This window comes from Rhizobium sp. WYCCWR10014 (assembly GCF_001657485.1).
Taxonomy (GTDB): Bacteria; Pseudomonadota; Alphaproteobacteria; order Rhizobiales; family Rhizobiaceae; genus Rhizobium.
Genome location: NZ_LXFU01000035.1, coordinates 328,887 through 355,633, shown reverse-complemented (window position 1 = coordinate 355,633; position 26,747 = coordinate 328,887). Strand labels below are relative to the sequence as shown.

At 61.4% G+C, this 26,747-nt stretch carries 25 protein-coding genes; 8 read left to right on the top strand and 17 right to left on the bottom strand.

Annotation, left to right across the window (positions count from 1 at the left end):
• Positions 1 to 37: 37 nt before the first annotated feature.
• From A6U98_RS15975 to ybgC, 14 genes are all read right to left on the bottom strand, one after another.
• Positions 38 to 1,216: a phosphoserine transaminase gene (locus tag A6U98_RS15975; RefSeq protein WP_064651292.1), complete on the bottom strand. Its 1,179-nt coding sequence runs from the start codon at positions 1,214 to 1,216 to the stop codon at positions 38 to 40.
• Positions 1,217 to 1,404: 188 nt separating this feature from the next.
• Positions 1,405 to 2,241, bottom strand: a complete 837-nt coding sequence (locus tag A6U98_RS15970; RefSeq protein ID WP_064651290.1) for an outer membrane protein — start codon at positions 2,239 to 2,241, stop codon at positions 1,405 to 1,407.
• A gap of 294 nt (positions 2,242 to 2,535) precedes the next feature.
• Positions 2,536 to 2,775: a hypothetical protein gene (locus tag A6U98_RS15965; protein WP_064651403.1), complete on the bottom strand. Its 240-nt coding sequence runs from the start codon at positions 2,773 to 2,775 to the stop codon at positions 2,536 to 2,538.
• Between the two features lie 300 nt (positions 2,776 to 3,075).
• The gene (gene glmM / locus A6U98_RS15960) at positions 3,076 to 4,428 is read right to left on the bottom strand and encodes a phosphoglucosamine mutase (protein ID WP_027668280.1); all 1,353 of its coding nucleotides are present in this window, start codon (positions 4,426 to 4,428) and stop codon (positions 3,076 to 3,078) included.
• Between the two features lie 241 nt (positions 4,429 to 4,669).
• Complete coding sequence (gene ftsH, locus A6U98_RS15955; RefSeq protein WP_017961979.1) at positions 4,670 to 6,601, bottom strand: ATP-dependent zinc metalloprotease FtsH; 1,932 nt, start codon at positions 6,599 to 6,601, stop codon at positions 4,670 to 4,672.
• Positions 6,602 to 6,697: 96 nt separating this feature from the next.
• Positions 6,698 to 8,191 (bottom strand): tRNA lysidine(34) synthetase TilS, encoded by a 1,494-nt coding sequence (tilS, locus tag A6U98_RS15950; protein WP_064651288.1) that lies wholly within the window; start codon positions 8,189 to 8,191, stop codon positions 6,698 to 6,700.
• Positions 8,192 to 8,202: 11 nt separating this feature from the next.
• Positions 8,203 to 9,189 carry a tol-pal system protein YbgF gene (gene ybgF / locus A6U98_RS15945; protein WP_064651286.1) on the bottom strand — a complete coding sequence of 329 codons (987 nt, stop codon included), beginning with the start codon at positions 9,187 to 9,189 and terminating at the stop codon, positions 8,203 to 8,205.
• A 163-nt stretch (positions 9,190 to 9,352) separates the two neighbouring features.
• Positions 9,353 to 9,886 (bottom strand): peptidoglycan-associated lipoprotein Pal, encoded by a 534-nt coding sequence (gene pal, locus A6U98_RS15940; protein ID WP_027683223.1) that lies wholly within the window; start codon positions 9,884 to 9,886, stop codon positions 9,353 to 9,355.
• Positions 9,887 to 10,038: 152 nt separating this feature from the next.
• A complete protein-coding gene (gene tolB, locus A6U98_RS15935; RefSeq protein ID WP_064651401.1) occupies positions 10,039 to 11,346 on the bottom strand; it encodes a Tol-Pal system beta propeller repeat protein TolB in 1,308 nt (435 codons plus the stop codon).
• Positions 11,347 to 11,368: 22 nt separating this feature from the next.
• Complete coding sequence (locus A6U98_RS15930; protein ID WP_064651284.1) at positions 11,369 to 11,815, bottom strand: cell envelope integrity protein TolA; 447 nt, start codon at positions 11,813 to 11,815, stop codon at positions 11,369 to 11,371.
• A complete protein-coding gene (locus A6U98_RS15925; RefSeq protein WP_064651282.1) occupies positions 11,816 to 12,952 on the bottom strand; it encodes a hypothetical protein in 1,137 nt (378 codons plus the stop codon). It lies immediately after the preceding gene.
• Positions 12,953 to 12,960: 8 nt separating this feature from the next.
• Entirely contained in the window at positions 12,961 to 13,416 is a 456-nt protein-coding gene (tolR, locus tag A6U98_RS15920) for a protein TolR (protein WP_003542730.1), read from the bottom strand.
• A gap of 18 nt (positions 13,417 to 13,434) precedes the next feature.
• Complete coding sequence (tolQ, locus tag A6U98_RS15915) at positions 13,435 to 14,154, bottom strand: protein TolQ (RefSeq protein WP_003552507.1); 720 nt, start codon at positions 14,152 to 14,154, stop codon at positions 13,435 to 13,437.
• 376 nt (positions 14,155 to 14,530) lie between these two features.
• Complete coding sequence (ybgC, locus tag A6U98_RS15910) at positions 14,531 to 14,986, bottom strand: tol-pal system-associated acyl-CoA thioesterase (protein ID WP_064651280.1); 456 nt, start codon at positions 14,984 to 14,986, stop codon at positions 14,531 to 14,533.
• Between the two features lie 119 nt (positions 14,987 to 15,105).
• Between ybgC and A6U98_RS15905 the strand changes: the two genes are divergently transcribed.
• The 7 genes from A6U98_RS15905 (at position 15,106) to A6U98_RS15875 (ending at position 21,711) form a co-directional block, all read left to right on the top strand.
• A complete protein-coding gene (locus A6U98_RS15905; RefSeq protein ID WP_064651279.1) occupies positions 15,106 to 16,326 on the top strand; it encodes an NAD-dependent epimerase/dehydratase family protein in 1,221 nt (406 codons plus the stop codon).
• A 328-nt stretch (positions 16,327 to 16,654) separates the two neighbouring features.
• Positions 16,655 to 17,494 (top strand): glycosyltransferase, encoded by an 840-nt coding sequence (locus A6U98_RS15900; RefSeq protein ID WP_064651277.1) that lies wholly within the window; start codon positions 16,655 to 16,657, stop codon positions 17,492 to 17,494.
• Entirely contained in the window at positions 17,491 to 18,408 is a 918-nt protein-coding gene (locus A6U98_RS15895; RefSeq protein WP_064651275.1) for an NAD(P)-dependent oxidoreductase, read from the top strand. The genes A6U98_RS15900 and A6U98_RS15895 overlap by 4 nt, the downstream gene beginning before the upstream one ends.
• 59 nt (positions 18,409 to 18,467) lie before the next feature.
• Complete coding sequence (locus tag A6U98_RS15890) at positions 18,468 to 19,163, top strand: hypothetical protein (RefSeq protein WP_064651273.1); 696 nt, start codon at positions 18,468 to 18,470, stop codon at positions 19,161 to 19,163.
• Between the two features lie 117 nt (positions 19,164 to 19,280).
• Positions 19,281 to 19,868, top strand: coding sequence for a 5-formyltetrahydrofolate cyclo-ligase (locus tag A6U98_RS15885; RefSeq protein WP_064651270.1), 588 nt, complete (start codon positions 19,281 to 19,283; stop codon positions 19,866 to 19,868).
• A 3-nt stretch (positions 19,869 to 19,871) separates the two neighbouring features.
• The gene (locus A6U98_RS15880; protein ID WP_025395924.1) at positions 19,872 to 20,696 is read left to right on the top strand and encodes a TIGR00282 family metallophosphoesterase; all 825 of its coding nucleotides are present in this window, start codon (positions 19,872 to 19,874) and stop codon (positions 20,694 to 20,696) included.
• Positions 20,697 to 20,865: 169 nt separating this feature from the next.
• Positions 20,866 to 21,711, top strand: coding sequence for an MBL fold metallo-hydrolase (locus A6U98_RS15875; protein WP_064651268.1), 846 nt, complete (start codon positions 20,866 to 20,868; stop codon positions 21,709 to 21,711).
• A 137-nt stretch (positions 21,712 to 21,848) separates the two neighbouring features.
• Here the strand turns inward: A6U98_RS15875 and A6U98_RS15870 are convergent, their stop codons facing one another.
• Complete coding sequence (locus A6U98_RS15870) at positions 21,849 to 22,352, bottom strand: pyridoxamine 5'-phosphate oxidase family protein (protein WP_064651266.1); 504 nt, start codon at positions 22,350 to 22,352, stop codon at positions 21,849 to 21,851.
• 141 nt (positions 22,353 to 22,493) lie between these two features.
• Between A6U98_RS15870 and A6U98_RS15865 the strand changes: the two genes are divergently transcribed.
• Positions 22,494 to 23,240, top strand: coding sequence for a YebC/PmpR family DNA-binding transcriptional regulator (locus tag A6U98_RS15865; protein ID WP_011653412.1), 747 nt, complete (start codon positions 22,494 to 22,496; stop codon positions 23,238 to 23,240).
• A gap of 62 nt (positions 23,241 to 23,302) precedes the next feature.
• On the opposite strand, the gene A6U98_RS15860 is transcribed toward A6U98_RS15865, so the two are convergent.
• Positions 23,303 to 24,304, bottom strand: coding sequence for an LLM class flavin-dependent oxidoreductase (locus tag A6U98_RS15860; protein WP_064651264.1), 1,002 nt, complete (start codon positions 24,302 to 24,304; stop codon positions 23,303 to 23,305).
• A gap of 125 nt (positions 24,305 to 24,429) precedes the next feature.
• Positions 24,430 to 26,745 (bottom strand): methyl-accepting chemotaxis protein, encoded by a 2,316-nt coding sequence (locus tag A6U98_RS15855; RefSeq protein WP_064651262.1) that lies wholly within the window; start codon positions 26,743 to 26,745, stop codon positions 24,430 to 24,432.
• Positions 26,746 to 26,747: the final 2 nt, after the last annotated feature.

The window sequence follows — 26,747 nt, the reverse complement described above, 5'->3', positions numbered from 1 at the left end:
GCTGCTCCGCCCTATGGCGGAGCCGAATGCGTTCACCTCAGGCGGCGGCCTGAGCGAGCTGCGCCTTCTGCGTTTCGAAAGCCCAGGAAAGCCAGGGCATCAGCTTCTGCATGTCGGATGCCTCGATCGTGGCGCCGGCCCAGATGCGCAAGCCGGACGGCGCGTCGCGGTAGTGGCCGACGTCATAGGCGACACCTTCCTTTTCCAGGAGGCCGACCAGGCCCTTGGCGAAATTCGCCTGGCCGTCGTCGTCAAGAGCTGCGATGTCCTTGTCGACGATCTTCAGGCAGACGGAGGTGTTCGAGGCCGTTTCCGCCTTGACGGCGAGATTGGCGATCCAGTCATTCGCCGCGACGAAATCGTGGATGACCTTGGCATTGGCGTCCGCACGCGCGATCAGCCCCTTGAGGCCGCCGAGGCCCTTGGCCCAGACAAGCGCATCGATATAGTCCTCGACGCAGAGCATCGACGGCGTGTTGATCGTCTCGCCCTGGAAGATACCTTCCGTCAGCTTGCCGCCCGAGGTCATGCGGAAGATCTTCGGCAGCGGCCAGGCCGGCGTGTAGGTGACCAGACGCTCGACGGCGCGCGGCGAAAGAATGATGACGCCGTGGGCGCCCTCGCCGCCCAGAACCTTCTGCCAGGAGAAGGTGACGACGTCGAGCTTGGCGAAATCGAGTGCCTGCGCGAAAGCCGCCGAAGTGGCGTCGCAGATCGTCAGGCCCTTGCGGTTATCAGGGATGAAATCGGCGTTCGGCACGCGCACGCCCGAGGTGGTGCCGTTCCAGGTGAAGACGACATCGCGGTCGAAATCGACGGCGGAGAGATCGGGAAGCTCGCCGTAACCAGCTTCGAGCTTGCGCACATCCTTGAGCTTCAGCTGCTTGACGACATCGGTGACCCAGCCGGCGCCAAAGCTTTCCCAGGCGAGCATATCGACGCCGCGTTCGCCGAGCAGCGACCAGAGCGCCATTTCGACGGCGCCGGTGTCGGACGCCGGAACGATGCCAATGCGGTAATCCGCCGGCACTTCGAGAATTTCACGGGTAAGGTCGATGGCCTGCTTGAGCTTGGCCTTGCCGACCTTCGCGCGGTGCGAACGGCCAAGGGCCGCGTCGGAAAGGGCTTCGAGCGACCAACCGGGGCGCTTCGAGCAGGGGCCAGAAGAAAAATGGGTATTGTGCGGACGGATGTCCGGCTTTGCGGTCTTCGCCATGATGCTATCCTCTCAGATAGAAAGCCCTTCGTTGGGGAAGGGTGTCCCGCCGCCGTGTGTATGGATGCGGCGCGTCATAGTCAAGATCGAAGTGTCGCGGGCGGAACATATTTTGACGCAGAGCGGTAGGGGCCGCAATACGAAAAGCCGCCCGGTTGGGGCGGCTTTCAAATGTCTGGGAATTGGACTTACTTGTAGACAGGCTGCTGCAGCGGGATTTCCGGCGGCGGTTCGTAGCTCGCCTGGGCGCAGCCGCCGAAGAGATAGCGGGCGCCGACGCGGGCTTCGTGGGCAGTGAGACCCTTGTCGCGGCCCGGGCCACCATTGTCGGCATAGCCGAACATGTTGCCGCCATCGATATGCAGGTAGCGGTAACCGACATCGGCCTTGATGTTGCAGGTCACGTCGATCGAAGCGCCGGCCATGAGGGCGTAAGTGAAGCGCCAGTTGCCCTTGCCGCCATGGGTGACCTGGTCGTCGCAGAAGCTGCCGTCATCGGCGCAGGCGACGTTACGCAGGTTTTTCCACTTCACGTAGGAACCACCGATACCAGCGCCGACATAAGGCGTGACGTAGCCGTAGGTGCCGAGATCGACATAGGCGTTGGCGAGCAGCGTATAGGCTGTCAGCGAAGAGCGGTCGCTCGAGGTGCAGTCCACAAGCGGAAAGCCGCACTGCCCAACAGTCGAACCCTTGAAATCCGCCTGGGTGAGATAGTCGAAGGTCAGATCGGTGCGCAGATAGCTGTTGATCTGATAACCGACACCGCCGCCGACAGTCCATGCGTCGTCCAGATCGGCATCGTCGAAATCGACTTCCGTGGCGTTGCTGCCCTGGAAATAGCGGGCGCCGCGCAGATCGGTGAAGGCATAGCCGACATCGCCGCGCAGGTACCAGCCGGTCGCTTCGGTGACCGTCACCTCAGGCGGCTGCTCCGGGATAGGCTCGGCAGGGGCGAAGTCCGCGGAATAGGCGTTTGTCGCGATCAACAATGCGGCGAAGATGCCGGACAAGCTTCTTTTCATGGATCCCACTCCAAAATCCCGTTTGCGTCGGCAGGCTCAATCGCCGCCAATCTGGTACGCTTCGTATGGATAATGAATTGGAAACGTTAAAAGCTGCTTAACTATAAATGGGAAGAAACGTTAAGAGAGAGATTGGCGGCAAATTCCTCGATATCGTGAAGCTAGGCTGAGGCTGGCAGCCGCCGGACTCGCTAAAGACCGCCAGCTGCAACACCATGAACCCGCCCCGTCAAATCGCTGGTCGGTTTCCTTCGCCGTCAGATCGATCGGCTGCTCCAATCGACAATTCTGCTGTTACTTCCATTGCGTCGCGTTTTCGGCGGCGCAGCCATACGGGGGCAAGGAGCTGCCAAAGGTCGTTTTGAGCTTGGCACAGCCCCAGGCATTGATCGGGCCTGGCATGGCGTTGTTGAGCGTGATGCCGATTTCATCATAGGGGCTGTCGGTGTTGGTGATGTAGCGATACCAGCGGAAACCGGTAAAGACGACGAATGCGAGAGCGATCGTCAGCAGCAGGCGCACCAATTTTTTCATGATATTTCCTTTGAATGCAAACGCCGCCGTGTAGCATCCGCGTGTGGAGGTTGACAGCGCTGTCACCAAAGGCATCGGCAAATTTCCGTGGATGCCGTCTCGGTGCTCACCGCGCCCCGACATGCTGCGGCTGCCGAGGCTTGCTCCCTGCCGGAAGCCAAGCCGGCAAATCCCTGACTGCTGTCTCCGGAAGGCGGAAACGGTTCCGGCGGGAAGTCGATCCGAGGTGGATCTTCGAAAGCGCCAATAACGAAAAAGCCGGCACTTGCGTACCGGCTTTTGACATTTCGTCCCGAAAAATCAGGCGGCAGTGCGGACGTTCGAGATCGTGCCGATCAGCTCGTTGACGATGCGTTCGATCTGGGCGCGGTCGTCACCCTCGGCCATGACGCGGATCAGCGGCTCGGTGCCCGAAGGGCGGATGACGAGGCGGCCGTTCCTGGCAAGCTCGGCTTCGGCATCTGCGATCGCCTTCTGCACCTGGATATCCTCCAGCGGCTTGCCGCCGCTGATGCGGACATTGCGCAGGAGCTGCGGCACCGGCTCGAAGCGGCGGCAGACCTCGCTGACGGTCCGGCCGGTGCGCTTGACCGCGGCGAGGATCTGCAAGGCCGCAACGAGACCGTCGCCGGTCGTGCCGTAGTCCGAAAGCACGATGTGGCCAGACTGCTCGCCGCCGACATTGTAATTGTGCTGGCGCATATGCTCTACGACGTAACGGTCACCGACCTTCGTCCGGGCAAGGCCGAGGCCCTTGTCATTGAGGAAACGTTCGAGGCCGAGATTGGACATGACGGTCGCAACGATACCATTGCCGCGCAGTTGCTGGCTCTCGGCCCAGCTCTCGGCGATGACGGCCATCAGCTGGTCGCCGTCGACGATCGAGCCGTTCTCGTCAACGATGATGACGCGATCAGCATCGCCATCGAGCGCAATGCCGATATCGGCGCGCACCTCGTCGACCTTCTTCTGCAGCGCGACGGGGCTGGTGGACCCGCAATTGAGATTGATGTTGGTGCCGTTCGGTTCGTTGCCGATCGTGACGACCTCGGCGCCGAGCTCCCAGAGCACGGCCGGCGCCACCTTGTAGGCAGCCCCATTGGCGCAATCGATGGCGATCCTCAAGCCCTGCAGTGTCACGTCGCGCGGCAGCGTGCGCTTGGCATGTTCGATGTAGCGGTCATGCACCCCGTCGACACGCTTGGCGCGGCCGATATCGTCGGACTTGGCAAGCTGGGCATTCAGGTCCTTTTCGAGCAGGTCCTCGATCTCGGCCTCGATGTCGTCGGACAGCTTGTAGCCGTCAGGGCCGAAGAGCTTGATGCCGTTATCCTCGTAAGGATTGTGCGAAGCCGAGATCATCACGCCGAGATCGGCACGCAGTGAGCGCGTCAGCATGGCAACAGCGGGTGTCGGAATCGGGCCGAGAATAAAGGCGTCGAGACCCGCGGCCGTGAAGCCCGCGACCATGGCGTTCTCCAGCATATAGCCGGAAAGGCGCGTATCCTTGCCGATGACGACGCGGTGGCGATGATTGCCGCGGCGGAAGATCGTGCCGGCGGCAATGCCGACCCGCATGGCGAGATCCGGCGTCATCGGGAAGACGTTGGATTGGCCGCGAATGCCGTCGGTACCGAAATAGCGTCTTTTCATCTGCACTCCTGTGCTTTCCGCGCGCCATTCAAGGCAGCGCACCGTTCCAAGCGAATCCGGCTTCAGTGGAATGTCGTCACTCCAGCAGCGTGATTCATGCTTGCCTCAATTCAGCGGAATGCCACAAAATGCGGCGAACGGCACGTAAATTAGCAAGAAAAATGATTATATCCCGTTACCAATGGAAAAGGCCGGATCTCCCACTTCGGAAATCCGGCCTTGTTCAGGGTAGTGCCGCTGTTCAATGCGGCTGCGGTTCGAGGCCGCCTTCGGGCTCGTCACCCTTGGTGGCAGGCCGTGCGCCGGCCTTCGGAACAGCCGAGCCGCGGCTTGGCGGCGAATCATCACCGAGATCGCGGGAAGGCTTTTCGCCGCGGATCAGCGCCTTGATCTCTTCGCCGGTCAGTGTCTCGTATTCGAGCAGACCTTCGGCAAGCACGACGAACTCGTCATGCTTTTCCGTCAGGATCGTGCGGGCCTGCGTATAGGCTTCGTCGATCAGGCGGCGCACTTCATTGTCGATCTTCTGCGCCGTTGCTTCCGAAACATTCTTCGACTGCGAAACCGAGTGGCCGAGGAAGACTTCCTGCTGGTTCTCGCCATAGGCGACCTGACCGAGCTGATCGGAGAAGCCCCACTGCGTGACCATGGCGCGGGCAAGCTTGGTGGCCTGCTCGATGTCGGAAGAGGCACCCGAAGTGATGTTCTCCTTGCCGAAGGTGAGCTCTTCGGCAACGCGGCCGCCCATCATGATGCAGAGGCGCGAGACCATCCACTTGTAGCTCATCGAGTAGCGATCGCCCTCGGGAAGCTGCATGACCATGCCGAGCGCACGGCCGCGCGGAATGATCGTCGCCTTGTGCAGCGGATCGGCGACGGCGACATTGAGCGCGGTCATGGCGTGTCCGGCCTCATGGTAAGCGGTGAGCTTCTTTTCCGCCTCGGTCATCGCCGAGGAACGGCGCTCGGCGCCCATCATGATCTTGTCCTTGGCGTCCTCGAATTCCTGCATGGTGACGACGCGCTTGTTGCGGCGGGCGGCCATGAGGGCGGCTTCGTTGACGAGGTTCATCAGGTCGGCGCCGGAGAAACCGGGCGTGCCGCGGGCGAGGATCTTGAGATCGACATTCGGCGCCAGCGGAACGTTGCGGGCATGTACCTTGAGGATACGCTCGCGGCCGACGATGTCGGGGTTCGGCACCACGACCTGGCGGTCGAAACGGCCGGGACGCAGCAGCGCCGGATCGAGAACGTCGGGACGGTTGGTGGCGGCGATCAGGATCACGCCTTCATTCGCCTCGAAGCCGTCCATTTCGACCAGCAGCTGGTTCAGCGTCTGCTCGCGTTCGTCATTGCCGCCGCCGAGACCGGCGCCGCGATGACGGCCGACGGCATCGATTTCGTCGATGAAGATGATGCAGGGCGCATTCTTCTTCGCCTGCTCGAACATATCGCGCACGCGGCTTGCACCGACGCCGACGAACATTTCGACGAAGTCGGAACCTGAAATGGTGAAGAAGGGCACGTTGGCTTCGCCGGCAACCGAGCGGGCGAGCAGCGTCTTGCCGGTACCCGGAGGGCCGACGAGCAGCACGCCGCGCGGGATCTTGCCGCCGAGACGCTGGAACTTCTGCGGATCACGCAGGAACTCGACGATTTCTTCGAGATCCTGCTTGGCCTCGTCGACACCGGCGACGTCTTCAAAGGTCACGCGGCCATGCGCTTCGGTGAGCAGCTTGGCCTTGGATTTGCCGAAGCCCATCGCCCCGCGTGAACCGCCCTGCATCTGCCGCATGAAGAACAGCCAGACGCCGAGAATCAGAAGCATCGGCAAAAGCGTGCCGAGATAGCTGAGGAAACCCGAAGAGCCGTCCGTTTCAGGACGGGCGGAAACCAGGACGTTCTTCGACTGCAGGCGATCGAGCAGACTGTCGTCGATCACAGGCGAATAGGTCTGGAAGGTGGTGCCATTTTCAACATAGCTTCCGGAGAGACGGTTGCCCGTGACCACGACGTCCTTCACACGGCCCGCATCGACCTCACGCAGAAACTGCGAATAAGGGATTTCGCGGGAGCCCGTTTGCGCCGGCGCCGTCTGAAACATACTGAAAAGGGCGATCAGCAGAAGCGCTATGATCGCCCACAAGGCGAAATTACGTAAGTTAGGGTTCATTGAACTCCCCAGCATGGAACAGCCGCCTCATGGCGACCGTCTTATTCGTTTCTAACATAGGGTTGCGCCGTGCGATTGCCAAGGCGATCCCCTAAGTCAGATGGTTTTTCCGTCAATACTTCTTAAAGGCAGCCTCGCATAGGGCGCCGTCGCGAAAACCGCCGAAAGCCTATTGGCAAAGATGAAGTCAAATCGTGTCAAAAAGCGGTCGAAGGGTGCGAAATAGGGTGTCAGTTCGACCATGCGGGCGGATTCCTCAGATAAAAGGTTTCCTTCGGCAGATAAAACCGGCGCCGAAGCGATGGCGCGCTTCCATGCGCCCTTGGGAAGGCCCCTGCCCAACCCGCCCTCATCCCTGTCCTCGGGTTTCATCCGAGGGATGTCACAGGAATCCAGCGCGCCCAAGTCCTTGGGCGCGGGAGACTCTTCACGCATTGTTGAGTCATTCACCGCGCCGACGCGCGGTGGTTGGATTCCTGTGACATCCCTCGGATGAAACCCGAGGAAGGGAATGAGGGACTGCCCGGCCTGAGCTTCGATCCTGATGGTCGCCCCTGACCTGTTTTCGAACTCGAACCTGCCATCCCAAACCCCAGCCTCCCCCGGCTGCAGAACCAGAGGCAATATTCCCCTGCTCTCGCGCACTAGGTAAAGCCCGTCACGCCTGAGATCAAAAACCACTCCGCCGGCAGTCATTCGCCCAAGCTGGCTGCCTGCGGCGAAGACAAGAACCCGCTCCATCTGCGCCCTGCCCGGCACGAACGGATGCCCACCGAAAACGGCTGCCAGACGGGCGAGCACATAGTCGAGGACGAGGCGGTCCTGCCGCAACCCGTCAGGCATCACCTGCCCGAGTAGGCCGCCGTGAAGCCGGAAATGACGATCCAACCATTCGGCTCCTCTGGACGACAGGACCAGCCGCTCCTCCCAGGCCGCGCCAATATCCTTCTCCACGCCTGCATCGGCCGAAAGCTGCCGGCGCATCCGCACGCGCTCGTACTTGATATCCTCGTTGCTGGGATCGTCGATCCACGGCACGCCCTGCTCTTTCAGGAAAGCGCGGATATCGGCCCGCGTGGAGAAAAGAAGCGGCCGTAAAGTCCAGAAACGCCGGTCGAAGAGCACCGCATCTGCAATACCGGTCGAAACCTGCTCCGTTCGCATCCCACGCATGGCAAGCGTTTCGCGCTGGTCGTCAAGCGTATGGCCCGTAACGATGAGATCGGCTTCGAAACTTTCGGCGGCAGCCGCAAGCAGGCCGTAGCGTGCCTCGCGGGCAGCCGCCATGATGCCGGTCTTCGGCTTGTCGCCCTGCCAGATCAGAATGGTGTGGGGAATGCCGAGCGATGCGCAGAGGGCTGCGACTTTACGCGCCTCGTCTGCGGAGCCGGCGCGCAACGCATGATCAACGGTTGCAGCGCAAAGGGAAATCTTGAGATGGGGCGCGGCCTTCACGGCTTCATCGAGCAGAAGAAGCAGGCCGGTGGAATCGCTGCCGCCTGATATCGCGATGAGAATGCGTGCGGGGCTTTGAAGCGACGTGAGAAACTGGAGGATCGCCAGTTGAGGCGATGCGGCTTCCGGAGACATTCCGGAAGACCTTAGCAGGAGAGGCGCTTCTGTTCGCTCGCAACCTTGCTTATGACGGCACGCGAAGCCTTTGGATAACGCTTCGACACTTCGCGCAGCGTCGCACAGGCCGTCTCGTTATTGTCGAGAGCCGCAAGCGACATGCCGAGCTTCAGCAGCATTTCCGGCGCCTTTTCCGATGTGCCGTATTTCTGATGCGCATTGAGGAAGGTCTTGGCCGCCTCATTGTACTTGCCCTGCGAATAGAGCGCTTCGCCGAGCCAGAAATTGGCGTCCGCCGCCCGTGCGCTGCTCGGGTAGCGGGTGATGTACTGCGTGAATTCCTGTTCGGCCGTGCTGTAGTCGCCGGACAATACGTGGCCATAGGCGGCCTTGTACTGGTCGGCCTCGCTGCCGAGCGAGGCAGTCTGCTGCGGCGTTTTGCTATTGGCATCGGGAATCGGACCGGAACCGATCGTGGCATTTTCGTCGACGCTTCCACCGATCGGATTGCCGTTCTGATCGAAATCGATCGAGCCGAGTTCCTTCGGCGGTTGGCCGAGACCGCTATTCTCCGGCACGCTGGTGGAGGGAGCCGTCTCGGCTCCCTGCGGTGCTTGGATCACCTTGGCAATGTCGTCGCCGCCGGAGGCGGCCGGAGCGGCATCCGTCTCGCTCTTCTTGACAGGGGCCTTGGCGCCGCCGCCGGCACCCGTCTTTTCGAGTTGCTGGAAGCGGAATTCATTGTCTTCCTGCTGCTTGCGGATCGTCTCCTGCATCTGCAGAAGCTGAAAGCTCATCTCCTCGATCCGGCCGTTCAACTGCCGCAGTTGCTCTTCGAGCTGCTGCACGCGGACCTCTGCATCGCCGCTCTGCACCTTGACAACAGGCGGCGCCGCCTGGTTTTCCGCGGATCGGCCGCCGAGATGTAGCCCGAAGAACGAGGCGGAATAGGCCGCCCGTTCGCTTCCGGTCACAGCCGCGAGGCACAGCATGCCTGCCACGACAAGTTTCTTCATATGTATCGTCCTGTCCCAGTGATTCTTCGCACCTCGATGGCACGAACAGGAGACTTTTCCAATTGCTTTCAAAAAGCAACGGAGTCTGGCCAAAGTGTGGTCAAAAAGAAAAGGCGGCCCCTGATGGGACCGCCTGTCGAAAAAGCGAATTGTTGCTCGGCAATTACATGCCGGCGCCGCCAAGCACGGTAACCGCGCGGCGGTTCTGCGACCAGCAGGAAATATCGTCGCAGACGGCGACCGGACGTTCCTTGCCGTAGGAGATCGTCTTCAGGCGCTGCGCCGGGACGCCGCGCGAAGCGAGATAGTCCTTCGCGGCAGCCGCACGGCGGGCACCGAGCGCGAGGTTATATTCGCGTGTGCCGCGTTCGTCGGCATGGCCTTCGACGGTAATCTGGTAGTTCGGGTAGCGGCCGAGCCACTGGGCCTGACGGTCGAGCGTCTGCGAAGCATCGGCGCGGATCGACGAGGAGTCTGTATCGAAGAAGATGCGGTCGCCGACATTGACCGTGAAGTCCTGGGCCGAGCCCGGCGTTGCAGCCCCACCAGCACCGGTGCCGAGGCCGAGGTCGCCGGCGCTGTTCGGCGGCTTCTTGGCGCAGCTTGCGAGCGCGAGGCCGGCGATAAGCGCGATCATGACGGGGTTGCGGGCGAAATTCTGCATGCGGCTCATTGCCGGGGTATGAATTCGGCTCATGGCCGGTCTCCTTGCGATTTCATCAGGGTTTCCGGACAGTAACCGCACTCGGTTAACCGCCCCTCAAAGATTATGGTTAACGATTTGCTACTTTGTCCCTTGGTCGCTCGGTTCCATGACTTTGGGGCGACAAGAAGGCAGCAGCGCATCGCCTACTCCATAAGCGGCGACCAGGCCGGGTCGGAGCCGTAGGTCGGCGTCTTCACGAGCTGCTCGTTGTAACCGGTCAGATCGATCGAATAGAGCTGCGGACCGCCCGACCCCGCCGCCTGGCGGAAGAACATCAGGACGCGGCCGTTCGGCGCCCAGGTCGGGCCCTCATTGTGGAAGCCGGTCGTCAGGATGCGTTCGCCGGACCCATCCGGCTTCATCACGCCGATCGAGAACTTGCCGCCGGCCTGTTTGGTGAAGGCGATGAGATCGCCGCGCGGCGACCAGACCGGCGTCGAATAGGATCCGTCGCCGAAGGAAATACGGGTCTGGCCGGAACCATCGGCGTTCATCACGTAGATCTGCGGCTTTCCGCCGCGGTCGCTTTCAAAGCTGACGCGCGCACCATCAGGCGAATAGGAGGGCGACGTGTCGATCGCCGCCGTCGAGGTCAACCGCGTCGTCGTGCGCGAACGCAGGTCCATCGTATAGATGTTGGAATTGGCATCCTGCTGCAGGCTCATGATCACCTTCTGCCCATCCGGCGAGAAGCGCGGCGAAAATGTCATGCCGGGGAAATTGCCGACGACCTCGCGCTGCCCGGTTTCGAGCTGCAGCAGATAGACCCGCGGCTGCTGGTTGGCAAAGGACATGTAGGTCACTTCCTGCCGGCTCGGCGAGAAGCGCGGCGTCAGAACGAGATCGCTGCCATCCGTTAGCATGCGCACGTTGAAGCCATCCTGATCCATGATCGCCAGCTGGCGCTTGCGCTGCTGCTTGGTGCCGGATTCGGAGACGAAGACGACGCGGGTGTCGAAATAACCTTCCTCACCAGTGATCTGCTTGTAGATCGCATCGGCGATGATGTGAGCCACACGGCGCCAGTTCTCCGGTTGCGTGTAGAACTGCTGACCGGTCATCTGCTGTCCGGCAAAAGTATCCCACAGGCGGAATTCGGCGCGAAGGCGGCCATCCGCTTCCTTGGTAACCCGGCCGGTGACCAACGCCTGGGCATTGATGACCTTCCAGTCCTCAAACCGCGGCGAAGCGTCGGGATTAGAAATCTTCTCGATGAAGGCGGTTTTGTTGATGGGTGCGAAGAGACCGGACCGCTGCAAGTCGGCGGCGATGACTTGCGAGACCTGCGCGCCCATGTCGCCCTGGAAATCAGTCACCGCGATCGGAAGCGGCTGGACATTACCCTTGTTGATGTTGATTTCGACGAGCGCGTTCGCTGGCGATGCAACAAGAGCGGCGGCAGCCATGCCTACGGCGACTACGAGCGCGCGGATAAGGGAACACTTGACCATATCAAACAAGCCTTTCAGCATCTTATTGCGTAAGAGCGCTGGTGTCGAAGTTCAAAATAACTTCCTTCCAGGCATCATATTTATCTTTTGGAAGCATCGTAAAAGGAGCTGCGCGACGAACTGCGCGAACGCCGGCATTGGTAATGCTTTTTCGCGTGCTCTCACTACCACCACTGGCCTCCACGTCAGGAACGCCTACGATCTTGCCATCTCTATCAAGCTTTAGGTGAATCGTCATACGCACGCTGCCGATGCCTTCCAGCCTTGTATCGATATTGAACTGCCTTTGGATTGCATCTCGCATCGCGACAGCGGTAGCCGAGCTGATAGCGGCTGCTTCCTTGCTGCCATTTACCCGATCAACCGTCTCCGCATTTGCTTCGAGCGGCAACGCCATGCCAATCACGATCCCCATCAGCACCGCACGTATCCCGAAAGACTTCGCGAAATTAGACAGGCTCTTCAGCATCTAAATTCCTAGATCGCTTGGATCGAAGTTGACGACGACTTCGCTCCAGGCATCGTATTTGTCTTTTGGAAGCGACGAGAAAGGAGCCGATTTCATGATGGCGCGATAAGCGCCGCCGGCGAGTGCCCGACGCGTGGATTCGTTATCGCCACCGACCGCCTCGACTTCCGGTTCGCCGACGATGTTGCCGTCCTGATCGAGATTCATATGCACCTTGATGCGAACATCGCTCACGCCTTCCATGCCGGGAATGACAGACCAATTGCCGGCGATGGCGCTCTTCAGCGCATCCATCTCGCTCATCGAAAGCTTGGAGCCGCCATTGCTCTTCTTCGCACCGAGCGATGCCTCCTGCGTCGAGCGCTTAGCCCCGCCTGCTGAAGGATCGGTCTTGTTCAGCAACGCCGCAACCTCATCGGCATTGAAATCGCTCTTCATCGCCGAAGCGGATTTCGCCGTCTCCTGCTTCTGATCGGCCTTCTTCTTTTCGGTCGGCTTCTCGGCGGTCTTCGGCTGATCCGCAGTCTTTTCCGGCGGCTTTTCGACGGGCTTCTGTGGTTCCGGCGGCTTCACCTGCGGTTTGGCGACAGGGGTCGGCACATTGTCCGGCAGCGCCTCGGCATCCGGCTTCGGCGGTTCCTCAGGCTTGGCCTGCTCTTCCGGCGGTTTTTCCTCAGGCTTCGGCGGCGTTACTTCGACCGGCTTCGGCGGTGGAATGGAGGCGACCTGCTTCGGCTGCTCGACTTCCGTTTCCTCCTTGACGATATCCTTGACATCGTTCGGGACCGGATCGGTCTTCGGCATCGGCTTTTCGCTCGAATTCGCTGCGGCCGCTTCGCTATTGCTGGGCTTGGCGTTCGGAACCGGCGGCGTCTTCAGATCGACATTGTTGTCGCCGGCATTCTCGGCGGGCTGTGCGATCGGCGGCCGTGTCGTCGGCACGGGCGCGGAAGTCTCCTTTTTCGGAGCCTTCTTGTCGCCTTGCTGCATCTGGGTAATGGACTCCACCGGCACGAGATCGACCGGCATCGCCTCGAAATCCTCTACCTTGAAGGATTCCGGAGCGCCGAGCGACACCATCGCCCAGGTAAGCACCAGGCCGTGCAAAACAGCAGATGTGATGACACTGGCCTTCATTTTGTGCGCTATTGGTCCTTCTTCTGCTGCGTCACGAGGCCGATATTCTTGAAGCCTGCGCCCTGGATACGGGCCATGACGTCGGCGATGACGCCGTAAGGCGCTGTCGCGTCGCCGCGCACGAAGATGCGTTCATTATAGCCGGTGGTGGCGATCGCCTCGAGCTTGGCGGCGATCTCCGCCGCCGGGATCGGCGTTTCCTGCAGGAACACCTCGCCGTCATTCTTGACGGAGATGGTGATCGGCTGCGTCTCGGAATTCAGCGCCTTGGCCTGCGTTTCCGGCAGGTCGATCGGCACGCCGACGGTCATCATCGGTGCCGCGACCATGAAGATGATCAAAAGCACCAGCATGACGTCGACGAGCGGCGTTACGTTTATTTCCGAGATCACGGCCCTGTTCCGACCGCCACGACGGCGGCGTCCGCCGCCCCCGCCGCCATTGCCTCCAACAGCCATACCCATGTCAGAATACTCCGTTGGTTACTGAGCGGCAGCGCGCGGCTGCAGTTTCTCGTCGATCTGGCGCGAAAGTATGGCGGAGAATTCATCCGCGAAACCTTCCATGCGGCCCGAAAGCTTGCCAGCATCGGCAGAAAACTTGTTGTAGGCGATAACCGCCGGGATAGCGGCGACGAGGCCGATCGCGGTGGCAAGCAGCGCTTCGGCGATACCGGGCGCGACGACCGCAAGGTTGGTCGACTTCGAGCCGGCGATTGCCTGGAACGAGGTCATGATGCCGACGACCGTGCCGAACAGGCCGATGAACGGCCCGGCCGAGCCGATGGTCGCAAGCGATCCAAGGCGAGCGCCGAGAAATTCTGTTTCACGGGCGAGCGTCACGTCCATCGCGCGATCGATACGCATCTGCAGGCCGATCGGCGAACGGGCGCCGCGTTCGAAGGATTTCTTCCACTCGCGCATCGCGGCCACGAAGATCGCCGCCAGCCCCGTATTGCTGCGTTCCGACAGCGAGCGGTAGAGTTCTTCCAGCGACTGGCCCGACCAGAACACCTGCTCGAACTTGTCGAACTGGCGCCGTGCGCGGCCATAGGCCAGATATTTGTCGATGACGATCGCCCACGTCCACACCGAGGCTGCGATGAGCCCGAGCATGACGAGCTTGACGACGATGCCGGCCTGCATGAAAAGCGACCAGAGGCTGACGTCCGTCGTTGCTGCTGCCAATCCTACTTGTTCCATTGGTCCAAAATCCCCGAATCCAAACGCCCGGTGCTGGACCGGGCGGCACAAACTGATCTCGCAAGAAGTGTCCGGCGGCCGCCGCCCAAAGCCCTGGTCAAACTTCCAAGCTCATCTTCCGCCTTCTTGCCGTCAAATTTGGTCAAAGGAAGGCGTGCACCGCACAAACTCCGACTTTCCCAGTAAGACACTATTATGGTTAATAGATCGTTAGTGCCGGACTGTGACAGTAAGCCTGTATTTGGAAGATTTCGTTCCATGGATTACTTGACCGGAGCAAGGTCCGGCTGCCGAAAGAGCGCTCATCCTGCGGCGCGGGAATTCCTTCACATAAAGTTCAAGTTTTGACAAGGTCCGAATTTCAAGTGATGGCGGACTATAGCGGCGTGCTGCCTTCCAGGAATTTCATCGCCAATGTTTCCGGCAGCCGCCTCGGCCGCCCCCGGGCGTTGATGACGGCGATGATCACCTTGGCGGCGATCAGCAGCGTCTCGCCAGAGCGAATCTGCTGATTGAGAACCATCTTGGCGCCGCCGGCCTTTTCCGTATGCGTCAGGATCGTCAGCACATCGTCCATGCGCGCCGGGCTCTTGAAGTCGATCTCCATGCGGTGGACGACGAAAACCAGCCCCTCCTCGTCGGCGCTGACGAGCTCGCGCTGCTCGACGCCGAGGCAGCGCAGATAATCGGTACGGCCACGCTCCAGGAAATGCAGGTAGCGGGCGTGATAGACCAGGCCGGAAAAGTCCGTATCTTCATAGTAGACCCGCTGCACGAGCCGGTGTCCGGCCTCCGTCAGCTCTCCCGAAATGGAAAAAGGGCGTTCCGTCATAATTTTCTCCAAACTGAGGTGCCCTCTTTGGCGCAACGCTTCCAGACAGGCAAGCATTGAATAACTGTCACAATTCCTAACTATTCCCGACAACGAGCGACCGATCAGGAGACGATGCGATGAAGATTGCGGTTATGGGCGGAGACGGTTTCATTGGTTGGCCAACGTCGCTGCATCTCTCCGATGCCGGGCACGACATCCATATCCTCGACAATCTCTCGCGCCGCTGGATCGACACCGAACTTGGCGTTCAGTCGCTGACCCCGATGGATTCGATCCAGGAGCGCACCCGCATCTGGCATGCCGAAACCGGGCGCCGCATCCACTTCAATCTGATCGATCTCGCCAAGGACTACGAACTCCTGAAGAACTGGCTTTCCGAACATCGCCCGGATGCCGTCATCCATTTTGCCGAGCAGCGGGCCGCGCCCTATTCGATGAAGAGCGACCGCCACAAGAACTACACCGTCAACAACAATGTCAGCGCCACGCACAACCTGCTGAACGCGCTAACGGAACTCAATCTCGATGCCCATCTCATCCATCTCGGCACCATGGGCGTCTACGGCTATTCGACGGTCGGGGCGGCGATTCCCGAGGGTTACCTGCCGGTCGGCATCGAAACCGCAGGCGGCGAGACGGTCAGCCAGGAGATCCTCTATCCCTCCAATCCCGGCTCGATCTATCACATGACCAAGTGCTTGGATCAGCTCCTCTTCCAGTTCTACGCAAGGAATGACGGCCTGAGGATCACCGATCTGCACCAGGGCATCGTCTGGGGCACACACACCGAGCAGACGCGCCGCCACGCGCAGCTGATCAACCGTTTCGACTATGACGGCGATTACGGCACGGTGCTGAACCGCTTCCTCATCCAGGCGGCGATCGGCTATCCGCTGACGGTGCACGGCACCGGCGGCCAGACCCGCGCCTTCATCCACATCCAGGACTCCGTGCGCTGCATCGAGCTGGCGCTGAAAAACCCGCCGGCCCGCGGCGCCCGCGTCGAGATCTTTAACCAGATGACCGAAACCCACCGGGTGCGCGACCTCGCCGAAATGATCGCCAGGATGAGCGGCGCCAAGATTGCCTGGCTGCCCAACCCGCGCAAGGAAGCCGCCGAGAACGAGCTGATCGTCCGCAACGAAAAATTCCGCGATCTCGGCCTCGATCCGATCACGCTGGAAGCGGGCCTGCTCGGCGAGATCGTCGACGTCGCGAAGAAATTCGCCTATCGCGTCGACCGCGCGCGCGTGCCGGCCGTCTCCGCCTGGACCAAGGACATCGCCGCGACGATCAATCACGATCCCGAAGGCAAGCGGCTGAAGTCCGTCTCTTGAGCGAGGGCGTGTTCATATTGGAAGGCTCCATAGAGACTCCCTTACCAAGTCAGTTTATGTGGGAAGGAGAGGGCATACCGTGTGAGCCCCCCTCTGCCCTGCCGGGCATCTCCCCCACAGGTGGGGAGATCACAAGCGGCTCGCGCTTCCCACCCATTTACCGTTTTGCTGTGCTGGACGCCGGTTGCTTGGGGAAGTCAGTGCGCCCAGCCAATCTCCCCACCTATGGGGGAGATGCCCGGCAGGGCAGAGGGGGGTGGCCACGGCACGACCTCTCCTCCGTCCCGTCCTTGGGCCGGACCAAGGACGGGAACAAGGAAGTGCGGCAATGGCGCACGTAACCACGCGACCATCTCATCGTTTCGCTTATGTCACACTGGTCACCAATGCCGACTACGCCGTGGGTGCGACCGCGCTTGCCCGCTCCCTGCGCCGAACCGGCACTGGCGCTGACATCGTCATTCTCCACACCGGCGGCGTCGATGCTGCCACCCTCACGCCTCTGCAAGCACTCGACTGCCGCCTGATCGAGGTCGAGCACCTGCCGCTCTCCGACGCCTTCAACGAGCGCCACGCCCGCGGTCAGCTCCATTCGACAGCCCCTTTCACCAAGGGCCGCAAGCCGGATTTCCATTCGCCGCTCGACAATTTCTGCAAGCTCAGGCTCTGGCAGCTCGTCGAATATCAGCGCTGCGTCTTCATCGACGCCGACGCCCTCGTGCTGAAGAATGTCGACAGGCTCTTCCGCTATCCAGAATTGTCAGCCGCCCCCAATGTCTACGAAAACCTCGCCGACTTCCGCCGTATGAATTCCGGCGTCTTCGTCGCGACGCCCTCGCATGACACATTCCGGCACATGCTCGAAAGGCTCGACAGGCCGGACGCCTTCTGGCGGCGCACCGATCAGACCTTTCTCGAGACATTCTTCCCGGATTGGCACGGCCTGCCGGTTTATTTCAACATGCTGCAATATGTATGGTTCACCATGCCGGACCTTTGGGACTGGAAGAGCATTTCGATCCTGCATTACCAGTATGAAAAACCGTGGGAAAAGGATCATCCCAAGGCAGCGCAACTACAACCTTTGATCGATCTGTGGCACCGTTTTCACGATGGCGGCGACGTGCCTGAGATTACGGCGCTGGACAATCCGGAAGGGGCAGCATGAAGGTACTTGTATCGGGTGGAACGGGTCTCGTCGGCCGGTATGTCGTCGAGGAACTGCTGGCCGCCGGATATCAGGTGATCGTCGGCGGGCGCCGCGCGCCGTTGCCCCGCCTCTTCTCCCGCCCGGTCGAGTTCGCGGCGCTTTCGCTCGATCCCGACAAGGATCAGATCGATGTCTTCGATGACGCCTATTTCTTCGTCCACGCCGCTTTCAGTCATGTTCCGGGCAAATATCGTGGCGGCGAGGGCGACGATCCCAAGACCTTCCACAGGTTGAACCTCGACGGCACCGTCCGGCTTTTCGAAGCCGCCAAACGCGCCGGCACGCGCCGCTGCGTCTTCCTGTCCAGCCGCGCCGCCTATGGCGAACACCCGCCAGGAACCGAACTGGCGGAGACGATGCTGGCCAAGCCCGAAACACTCTACGGCCAGGTCAAGCTCGATGCCGAACGCGCGCTTGCCCATCTCTCCACGCCGGGTTTTGCCGGCGTAAGCCTGAGGGCGACCGGCGTCTATGGCGATCTCTCCCCGAACAAATGGGACGGCCTCATCGCCGATTACCTCGCCGGTCGGCCGGTTGCTGCCCGCCTGGGAACGGAAGTTCATGGCCGCGACCTTGGTCGGGCGGTGAGACTGATGCTGGAGACGGAAAGCACCCGCATCTCCGGCGAGGTCTTCAACGTCTCGGACATATCAGTCGACACGCGCGATATCCTTTCACCCATCCGCCGCGAGACGGGCTGTCGGCACGCGCTGCCGGCCCCTGCCGACAGCGCCGCGCTCAATCCCATGAACACTGCGAAAATCCGCGCGCTCGGCTGGGCACCCGGCGGAGCCCCTCTGTTCGAGGAGACGTTGCAGCGGCTGGCCGCTGCGCTTCCCGAATCCCAGAGACACAGGTCCACGCAAGTCTGACGTTGCAGAATGCGCCCGAATCGCAATCGGGGCCCGAATTAAAAATCGGGGAATTGTTCATGCAGGTTGCAACCACGTCTGCCTCCATCATCTTGCGCGGCGCGTCTTCGACGGCAGCCATTACGGCCGCCGGAAGCGAGACCGATCAAGGCGTGCTAAAGCTGCAGCGCGCCACCCAGGCGCTGCAGCAGATGCGCCAGACCTTGGCGAACTCGGGAGACGAGGCCAAGGCGAAGGCTCAACGCAAGCTCGAAGAGGCAAAACAGGAGCTGGAGATGCTGCGCAGCTCCAACATGGCACCTGAGGTGGTCGCCCGGCTGGCTGCCGAACTGGCGCGCAAGGTCGGCACCGCCGCCTCCGAATTCGCATCATCAGTCGCGACCGGCAGCCCGGCAACGGCTGTTCAGGTGGATGCACCCACGGGTGCGACAGCAGTCGCAACGAGCGGGGCCGCTTCTGCACTGACGGATACCTCAGGAGAAATTGCGGCCGGCGAGACCGGCTCGCTGGAACTGGACGCCGCCGCCAACGCCCGCAACGCCTATGCCAGCGTCGCTGAGGATGCCCCGAAATTTTCAGGCATTTCGGCCGATGATCGCGAAACGATGGAAGAGTTCAAGGCGGTCGTGCGTGAACTCAAGCAAGTGCTCGAAAAGGCGATGCGTGAGTTGCGGCAGCAGGACCGGCAGGCCGGGGCCAATATGGCAGGCTTCTCCATCGCCACGGCGACAATACCGACAAGCATCGTCGTCTGACGACCGCTGCCGTAGGCGGGCGAGGCATGAAACGAACGTGATGCTGTCGCATCCTGCATTTGCATCGGACATCCAGCCGTCTATGCTCGGTCAAATCTCTCAGAACCGGCAGATCCAATGACCGCGAAAGAATTGAAAGCGCAGCTGCGCAACGAACGGCTGTCCGCCCGCGACGCCATCCCCGCCGAGAAACGTGCCTCCAAAAGCCTCGCAATGGCCGACCATGCCGGCGAGGCCGTCGGTTTTGCGCTGGATACGATCGTCTCCGGCTTTCTGCCGATCCGTTCGGAAGCAGATCTGCGGCCACTGATGGCGCGCTTTGCCGTGCGCGGGGCGCGGCTCTGCGTGCCGGCGATCCTTGACCGGCAGACCATCGTCTTTCGCGAGCTGGCGGAAGGCGCGCCCCTCGTCGATACCGGTTTCGGCACGGTCGGCCCTAGCGCGGATGCCGCCGTTCTTGATCCCGAAATCATGCTGGTGCCGCTTTCGGCCTTCGATGCCCGCGGCCACCGCATCGGCTACGGCGCCGGCCACTACGACCGCGCCATCAACCGGCTAAGGCAAAAAGGCCTGCATCCGAAGCTGATCGGCATTGCATTCGACTGCCAGGAAGTGGCACATGTGCCCGACGAGCCGCACGATATAAGCCTGGATGCCATCCTGACAGAAAGCGGCCTTCGCTTTTTTGCCTCTTGGATTGGATAGGGAATGCGGCTGCTTTTTCTGGGTGACATGGTCGGCAAGACGGGACGCACGGCGGTGTGGGACCGCCTCCCTGGCCTGGTTTCCGACCTCAAGCTCGATTTCGTCGTCGTCAACGGCGAGAATGCCGCCGGCGGCTTCGGCATCACCGAGGACATCTTTCTGGAAACGATCAATGCCGGCGCCGACGTGGTGACGACGGGCAATCACGTCTGGGACCAGAAGGAAGCCGTCGCTTTTGCCGGCCGCCACGATCAATTCCTGCGGCCGGCCAACTATCCGCAAGGCACGCCCGGCCGCGGCTCCGGCCTTTTCTATGCCAGGAACGGCGCGCGTGTGCTCGTCGCCAACGTCATGGGCCGGGTCTTCATGCATCCCGAGCTCGACGACCCCTTCAAATCGGCGGAGGTCATCCTCGACGCCTGCCCGCTGAAGGAACAGGCCGACGCGATCATCTTCGATTTCCATGCCGAGGCGACCAGCGAGAAGCAGTGCTTCGGCCATTTCGTCGACGGCCGCGCCAGCTTCGTTGTCGGCACCCACACGCATGTACCGACCGCCGACGCACAGATCCTGAACGGCGGCACCGCCTATATGTCGGATGCCGGCATGTGCGGCGACTACGACTCCTCCCTCGGCATGGACAAGGAGGAGCCGCTTAACCGCTTCATCTCCAAGATGCCGAAGGGCCGCATGGAAGCCGCGAACGGCCCCGCGACGATCTGCGGCGTCGGCGTGGAGATCTCGGATACGACGGGGCTTGCGGAAAAGATCGCGCCGCTCCGACTCGGGCCGCGGTTGGCCGAAACGGTGCCGGAGTTCTGGCGGTAACAGGCGACGGACGGCCGTCCAACACGCAATTGTGAGAACCCGCCGTCTGGACCCCTGCGGCCTCATGCCGCATCCTCCCCGCCACTCGCGCATAACCCTGAAAATCGGAATCGATTTTCGGAAAGGATTAGGCGCCGATTGAAGGGTGATAGAGCGCCGGAGGGGTGGCATGAAGCCGCGATATCTTATCCTCGCTATCGCATGCCTTGCGGCCTTCGCCGCGCCGAATCTTGCCGGGGCACAAGAGCCGCGGCCACCGGTCAGCCAGTGCCAGGCGATCGCGCAAACGATCCCCAAGGTGACCTTCGCAAGCTTTTCCGGCGCCCCGCCGCTGGTGCCTGCCGTCTCCGAGGGCGAGGACGTCAAACTGACCTTCCTCGGCCATTCGACCTTCGAGATCGATACGCCCGGCGGCATCGTTATCGCAACCGACTATAATGGCTGGTACAGGCCGGCAACGCCGCCCGATGCCGTGACCATGAACAAGGCCCACACGACCCACTATACCCTGACCCCCGATCCCGGCATTAAGCATGTGCTGCATGGGTGGAGCGACATTCCGGGCGAGAAGGCCGATATCAATCTCGTCGTCGGCGATGCTTATATCCGCAACGTCCCCACGGATATCCGCTTCAGCTACGGCCTCGGCGGCGCGCATGAGAACGGCAACTCCATCTTCATCTTTGAGATCGCCGGCCTCTGCATCGGCCATCTCGGCCACCTGCATTATGAGCTGACCGATGCCCATTATACCGAGATCGGCCGCCTCGACGTCGTCATGGTCCCCGTCGATGGCGGCCTGACCATGGGCGCCGACAGCATGAGCCGCGTCATCAAGCGGCTTCGCTCGTCGTTGATCCTGCCGATGCACCGGCGCGGCCCGCCAGTCGAAGCCTTCGTTTCGATGTTCGGAAAGGATTTCGACGTCGCCAATGCGCCCGATGACAGCATCACCGTCTCGATGCGCACGCTGCCGAAAAAGCCGCTGATCTATGTGTTGAAGGGTGTGCAGTAAATAGGCCCGGCGGCTTTCCTTCTACAGCGCCGCGCGTCTTTTCAGACGCGCAAAGGACGCTGTAGCACTTTGAATTGCTGCATAATCTTATCCTTAAATCGATTCCGATTTAAGGAATTATGCAGGGGCACTGCACGTCAAGCGAACTGCAGGTGACGCTTGATGCCGACATCCGGCATCTTGTCGTCGTCGAGATTGGCTTTGGCGATCTCCCAGCCGAATTTCAGTTTGTTGCCTGTGGAAACCCAGATCTCGGCATCGTCGACATGGAGGGACAGCATGGTGAGCTTGGGGTCCTTCTTGCCGCCGTCATACCAGGCCGCGACGATCGAGCTCCAATATTCCTCGATCTTGGAAGGGTCAGGATGCACCTCGACCACACCGGCGAGGCAGGCGTGATAGTCGTGATCCTTGCCGATAACGCAGAAATGCGCGCGGCTGCCGGGCTTGATGGCTCGCACGATGTCGGCGTCGGTCTTGGTGTAGAACCAGATGGTGTTGGTGGTGGGATCGGCATGCGGCGCCATCGGCTGCATGTGCATGTCCAGTCCGGAAATTCCGAGCATGCCGGCATGAACGCCGTTGACCTGATCCCAGAGCTGACGTGCTGGATGTTCCTGCGCCTCACTGAGACTTGCCATGACCGTTCCTTTCCGTTGGATGGAGTTCGGTTGAAACGTCATCCCTCCGCCTTTGTTCCGAACTGCTTTTTCCTTGAACGGGTGCCGTTTCACTCTTATAAGGCGGCCCATTCCGAACAATGAGACGTGAACAGGGGTGCCATGGCTGGCCATTCACAGTTTAAAAACATCATGCACCGCAAAGGCCGTCAGGATGCCGTGCGGTCGAAAATGTTCTCGAAGCTTGCGCGCGAAATCACCGTTGCCGCCAAGGCCGGCCTGCCCGACCCGACGATGAACGCCCGCCTTCGCCTGGCGATCCAGAATGCCAAGGCTCAGTCCATGCCGAAGGACAATATCGACCGCGCCATCAAGAAGGCAGCCGGTGCAGACGGCGAAAATTATGATGAAGTCCGCTATGAGGGTTATGGCCCTGGCGGCACGGCGATCATCGTCGAGGCGCTGACCGACAACCGCAACCGCACCGCCTCCAACGTCCGCTCGAGCTTCACCAAGGCCGGCGGCGCTCTCGGTGAAACCGGTTCCGTTTCCTTCTCCTTCGACCATGTCGGCGAAATCACCTACAAGCTTTCCGTCGGCGATGGCGACAAGGTGATGGAAGCCGCGATCGAAGCCGGCGCCGACGACGTCGAGTCCGACGAAGACGGCCACTACATCACCTGCGCCTTCGAAGCCCTCGGCGAAGTGGCAAAAGCGCTGGAATCGAGCCTCGGCGAAGCCGAAACCGTCAAGGCCGTCTGGCGCGCCCAGAACAACGTGCCGGTAGACGAGGAAAAAGCCCAGTCGCTGCTGAAGCTCATCGACAGCCTGGAAGACGATGACGACGTGCAGAACGTCTATTCCAACTTCGAGGTCTCGGAAGAAGTGCTGGCGAAACTCTCGGCCTGATTTTTTCAGACACTCGTCACCGTAAACCCGGCTGCAACGCCGGGTTTTTTCTTGCCGAGAACCTATGCGGCGGCCCGCATGAAGCTCCCCAGCCCTGCAAACAGTTCCACCGATTTCAGCCGCGCCTGGATGTCGTGAATCGGCATCGAGATGATCACCTCGTCGGCCTGCGTTTCCTGTAGAAACTCCGTCAGTTTCGCCTCGGCCGTCTTCGGCGAGCCGACCACGGCATAACGCAGCGTGTGTTCGACATTCATCTTTTCCATCGGCGACCAGAAGTCCCCCATATCGGCCACTGGACGCGGGAACGGGCCGCGGACATTGCGGCGCAGATTGACGAACTGCTGCTCTGCGGAAGTGAAATGATAGCGAGCCTCCTCGTCCGTCGCCGCCACCGCACCCATGACACCGACCATCACATAGGGCTTGTCGAGCGATGCCGAAGGCTGGAAGCGGTCGCGGTAGATCGCGATTGCATCGAGCAGCATGTCGGGCGCGAAATGCGAGGCGAAGGCATAGGGAAGGCCCAGCATGCCTGCGAGCTGGGCACTGTAGAGGCTGGAGCCGAGCAGCCAGATCGGGATATGTGAGCCATTGCCGGGAACCGCGAGGATCGCCTGGTTCTCGACCGGCGTATCGAGGAGTTGCTGCAGTTCCACCACGTCGTTCGGGAAGCTGTTTGCACCGGCCTCGAGGTTGCGCCGCAGCGCCTGTGCCGTGCGCATGTCCGTTCCCGGCGCGCGCCCAAGGCCGAGGTCGATGCGGCCGGGGAAGAGCGCCTCCAGCGTGCCGAACTGCTCGGCGATGACGAGCGGCGAATGATTGGGCAGCATGATACCGCCGGAGCCGATGCGGATGCGCTTTGTCGCGGCCCCGACATGGCCGATAACAACGGCGGTGGCAGCACTGGCGATCCCCGGCATGCCGTGATGTTCGGCAAGCCAGAAGCGCTTGTAACCGAATTCCTCGGCCTTCACAGCCATCCGCGCCGAGCCCTCGAGGGACTGGCGCACGGTGCTGCCTGCGGCAACGGGGGAAAGGTCGAGTATGGAGAAGGGAACCATGGGAAACCTGCCGGGCAGTTGAACGATGCCGTCTATGTAGGTTCGCGCCCGCACCATTCCAAACCATGCGCGCAAACAAAAAGGCCGCGCGAGCGCGACCCTTGTGCAAGGTCAGAAGCGATCGTTTATCGGTGACGGCGCAGCGCATGCACCTCCGCGCTCGGCTGGTGGTGACCGGGCGGCAGCGTGAAATTGCCGAGCTGGCGGTCCATTTCCAGGGCTTCCGTCGCCAGCCGGTGGATCGCCGCCGTCGTCTCTTCGACCATTGAGGCATTCTGCTGCGTCATCGCATCGAGTTCGGCAACGGCGCTATTGATCTCGCGCAGCGTATTGGCCTCCTCGCGGGTCGCACTCATGATCTCGTTGATCTGCCCGTTGATCGCCTCGACATGGGCGCCGATGCCAGTCAGGGCGACGCCCGCTTTTTCCACAAGCGTAACGCCGCTTTCGACCTCATGCGTTGATTTCTGCAGCAGGCTGGAGATCTCCTTGGCCGCACTCGACGAACGCTGGGCCAGCTCGCGCACTTCCATGGCGACGACGGCGAAGCCCTTGCCGGATTCACCGGCACGCGCCGCCTCGACGCCGGCATTGAGCGCCAGGAGGTTGGTCTGGAAGGCGATGTCGTCGATGACGGAGATGATCGTGTTGATCTGGCGCGAAGAGGCCTGGATTGCCTCCATCGCCGCGATCGTCTCGCGCATGATCTGGCCTGAGCCGGTCGTCTCCTTCTTGGCGTCGCGGGCGATGCGCTCGGCCTGCTCGGCCCGCTCGATCTGCCGGCGGACCGACTGCGTGATGGCGCTGATCGCATTCGCCGTCTCGGTGATCGAGCCGGCCTGGCGCTCGGTGCGCCCGGCAAGGTCGTCGGCGCCGGTGCGCATCTCCTCGGAACCGGCGCGCACCGCCATCGAGTTGCCGCCGATTGCCGTCATGGTTTCGCTGAGCGTCGCCAGCGCCTCGTTGAAATTGACGCGCAGGCTTTCGAGCTCGTTCGGGAAACGGGTATCGATCTGATAGGCGAGATCGCCGCTCGCCAGATGATGCAGGCCCTCGTCAATCGCCTCGACCACCTGCTGCAGCGTTTTTGCCTCGGCCTCACGCTCGGCCAGATTCTGCTGGCGATCTTGCTCGGCCCGCAGGCGCGTCTCTTCGCTGGCAGCTTCGAGTGCGCGGCTTTCGATCAGCGAGTGGCGGAAGCGGTCAAGCGCATTGGCCATCGTGCCGATCTCGTCCTTGCGGTTCAGGCTGCCGATCTCGCTGTCGAGCTTGCCGTCGGCGACATCGCGGGTGACGCCGGCAAGCCGCGCAAGCGGCGAAAACAGCAAATTGGTGACGAGCCCGGTCGTGATCGCCATGACGACGAGCACGCCGATACCAATCATCGTCAGCAGGGTGGCGATCTCGATCGAGCCGGCATTGAGCTCGCTCAAGAGCACACTCTCGACCACGAGGAAGCGATCGCCGCGATAGTCGATACCGCGGACATAGGCACGAGCCGCACCATCCGCCCGGCCGAAATCGGCCACCGTCATCGCCGAACTGGCAAGCGCGCTCTTGATGAAGGTGAAGGGCGTCGTATCGAGCGTCGCAAGCTTGCCGCTTCCGTCGAGCCCGACAGCGGAGCCATCGCCGGAGACGATCGCCGCCCGCGCCGTGCTGCCCTGGACGATGCCCTTGGCGAGGATGCCGGTGACGATGTCGTCGCGCACCTTGAAGAGGATGATGCCCTTGGCCGCCCCAAGCTTGACGATCGGTACGGCATAGAAGATCGCCGACTTGCCGCTGCCGGCATCGACGCGAAGGCCGGAAAAGCCTGTGGGCGCGGCGTCATCGGTCGCCTTGGCGGTATTCTCGATCGCCTTGGCGAAAGCGATGCCGGCGCCGGTCGCCTTCCAGGCGTCCGACTTCAGATTTTCGGCGAAATCATCTTCCTTCTTATAGGAATAGAGCACGGTACCCTCGAGATCGACAATCAGCAGATCGCTGAAGGCGGTATCCTCGAGGTCGCGGGCGACTTCGCCCTGCGTCTTTTCGTGGCTCGAATAATAAAAGCCGCTCGGCCCTTCCGGCTTGATGAGCTTCTCGCGCTGGTCGGCGGGGTTGGGGTTGCCTGCTATGAAAACCTTCTTCAGCTCGGCACGGGCATCACCCGCGGTCTTCTCGATGGTCTTCCAGCCGCTCTTCAGATTGGTGATCGACATCTGCAGCGCCTCGATGCGTGCGATGGAGTTTGCCTGGTTTTCAAGCTGCGTCAGCTGGTCCTGCAGCATGTCGCCGCGAAAGATCAGCACGCTTTCCTTGGCCTTCAGCGCCTGCTCGTCGGAAATGCGGCTGCTGGCGAAATAGGCAAGCACATCGATGACCGCGATCGACAGCACGGTCAGCAGAATGAATGTGGCGATGACCTTAAAGGACAGGGATTGAAATCTCCGAGCCATGT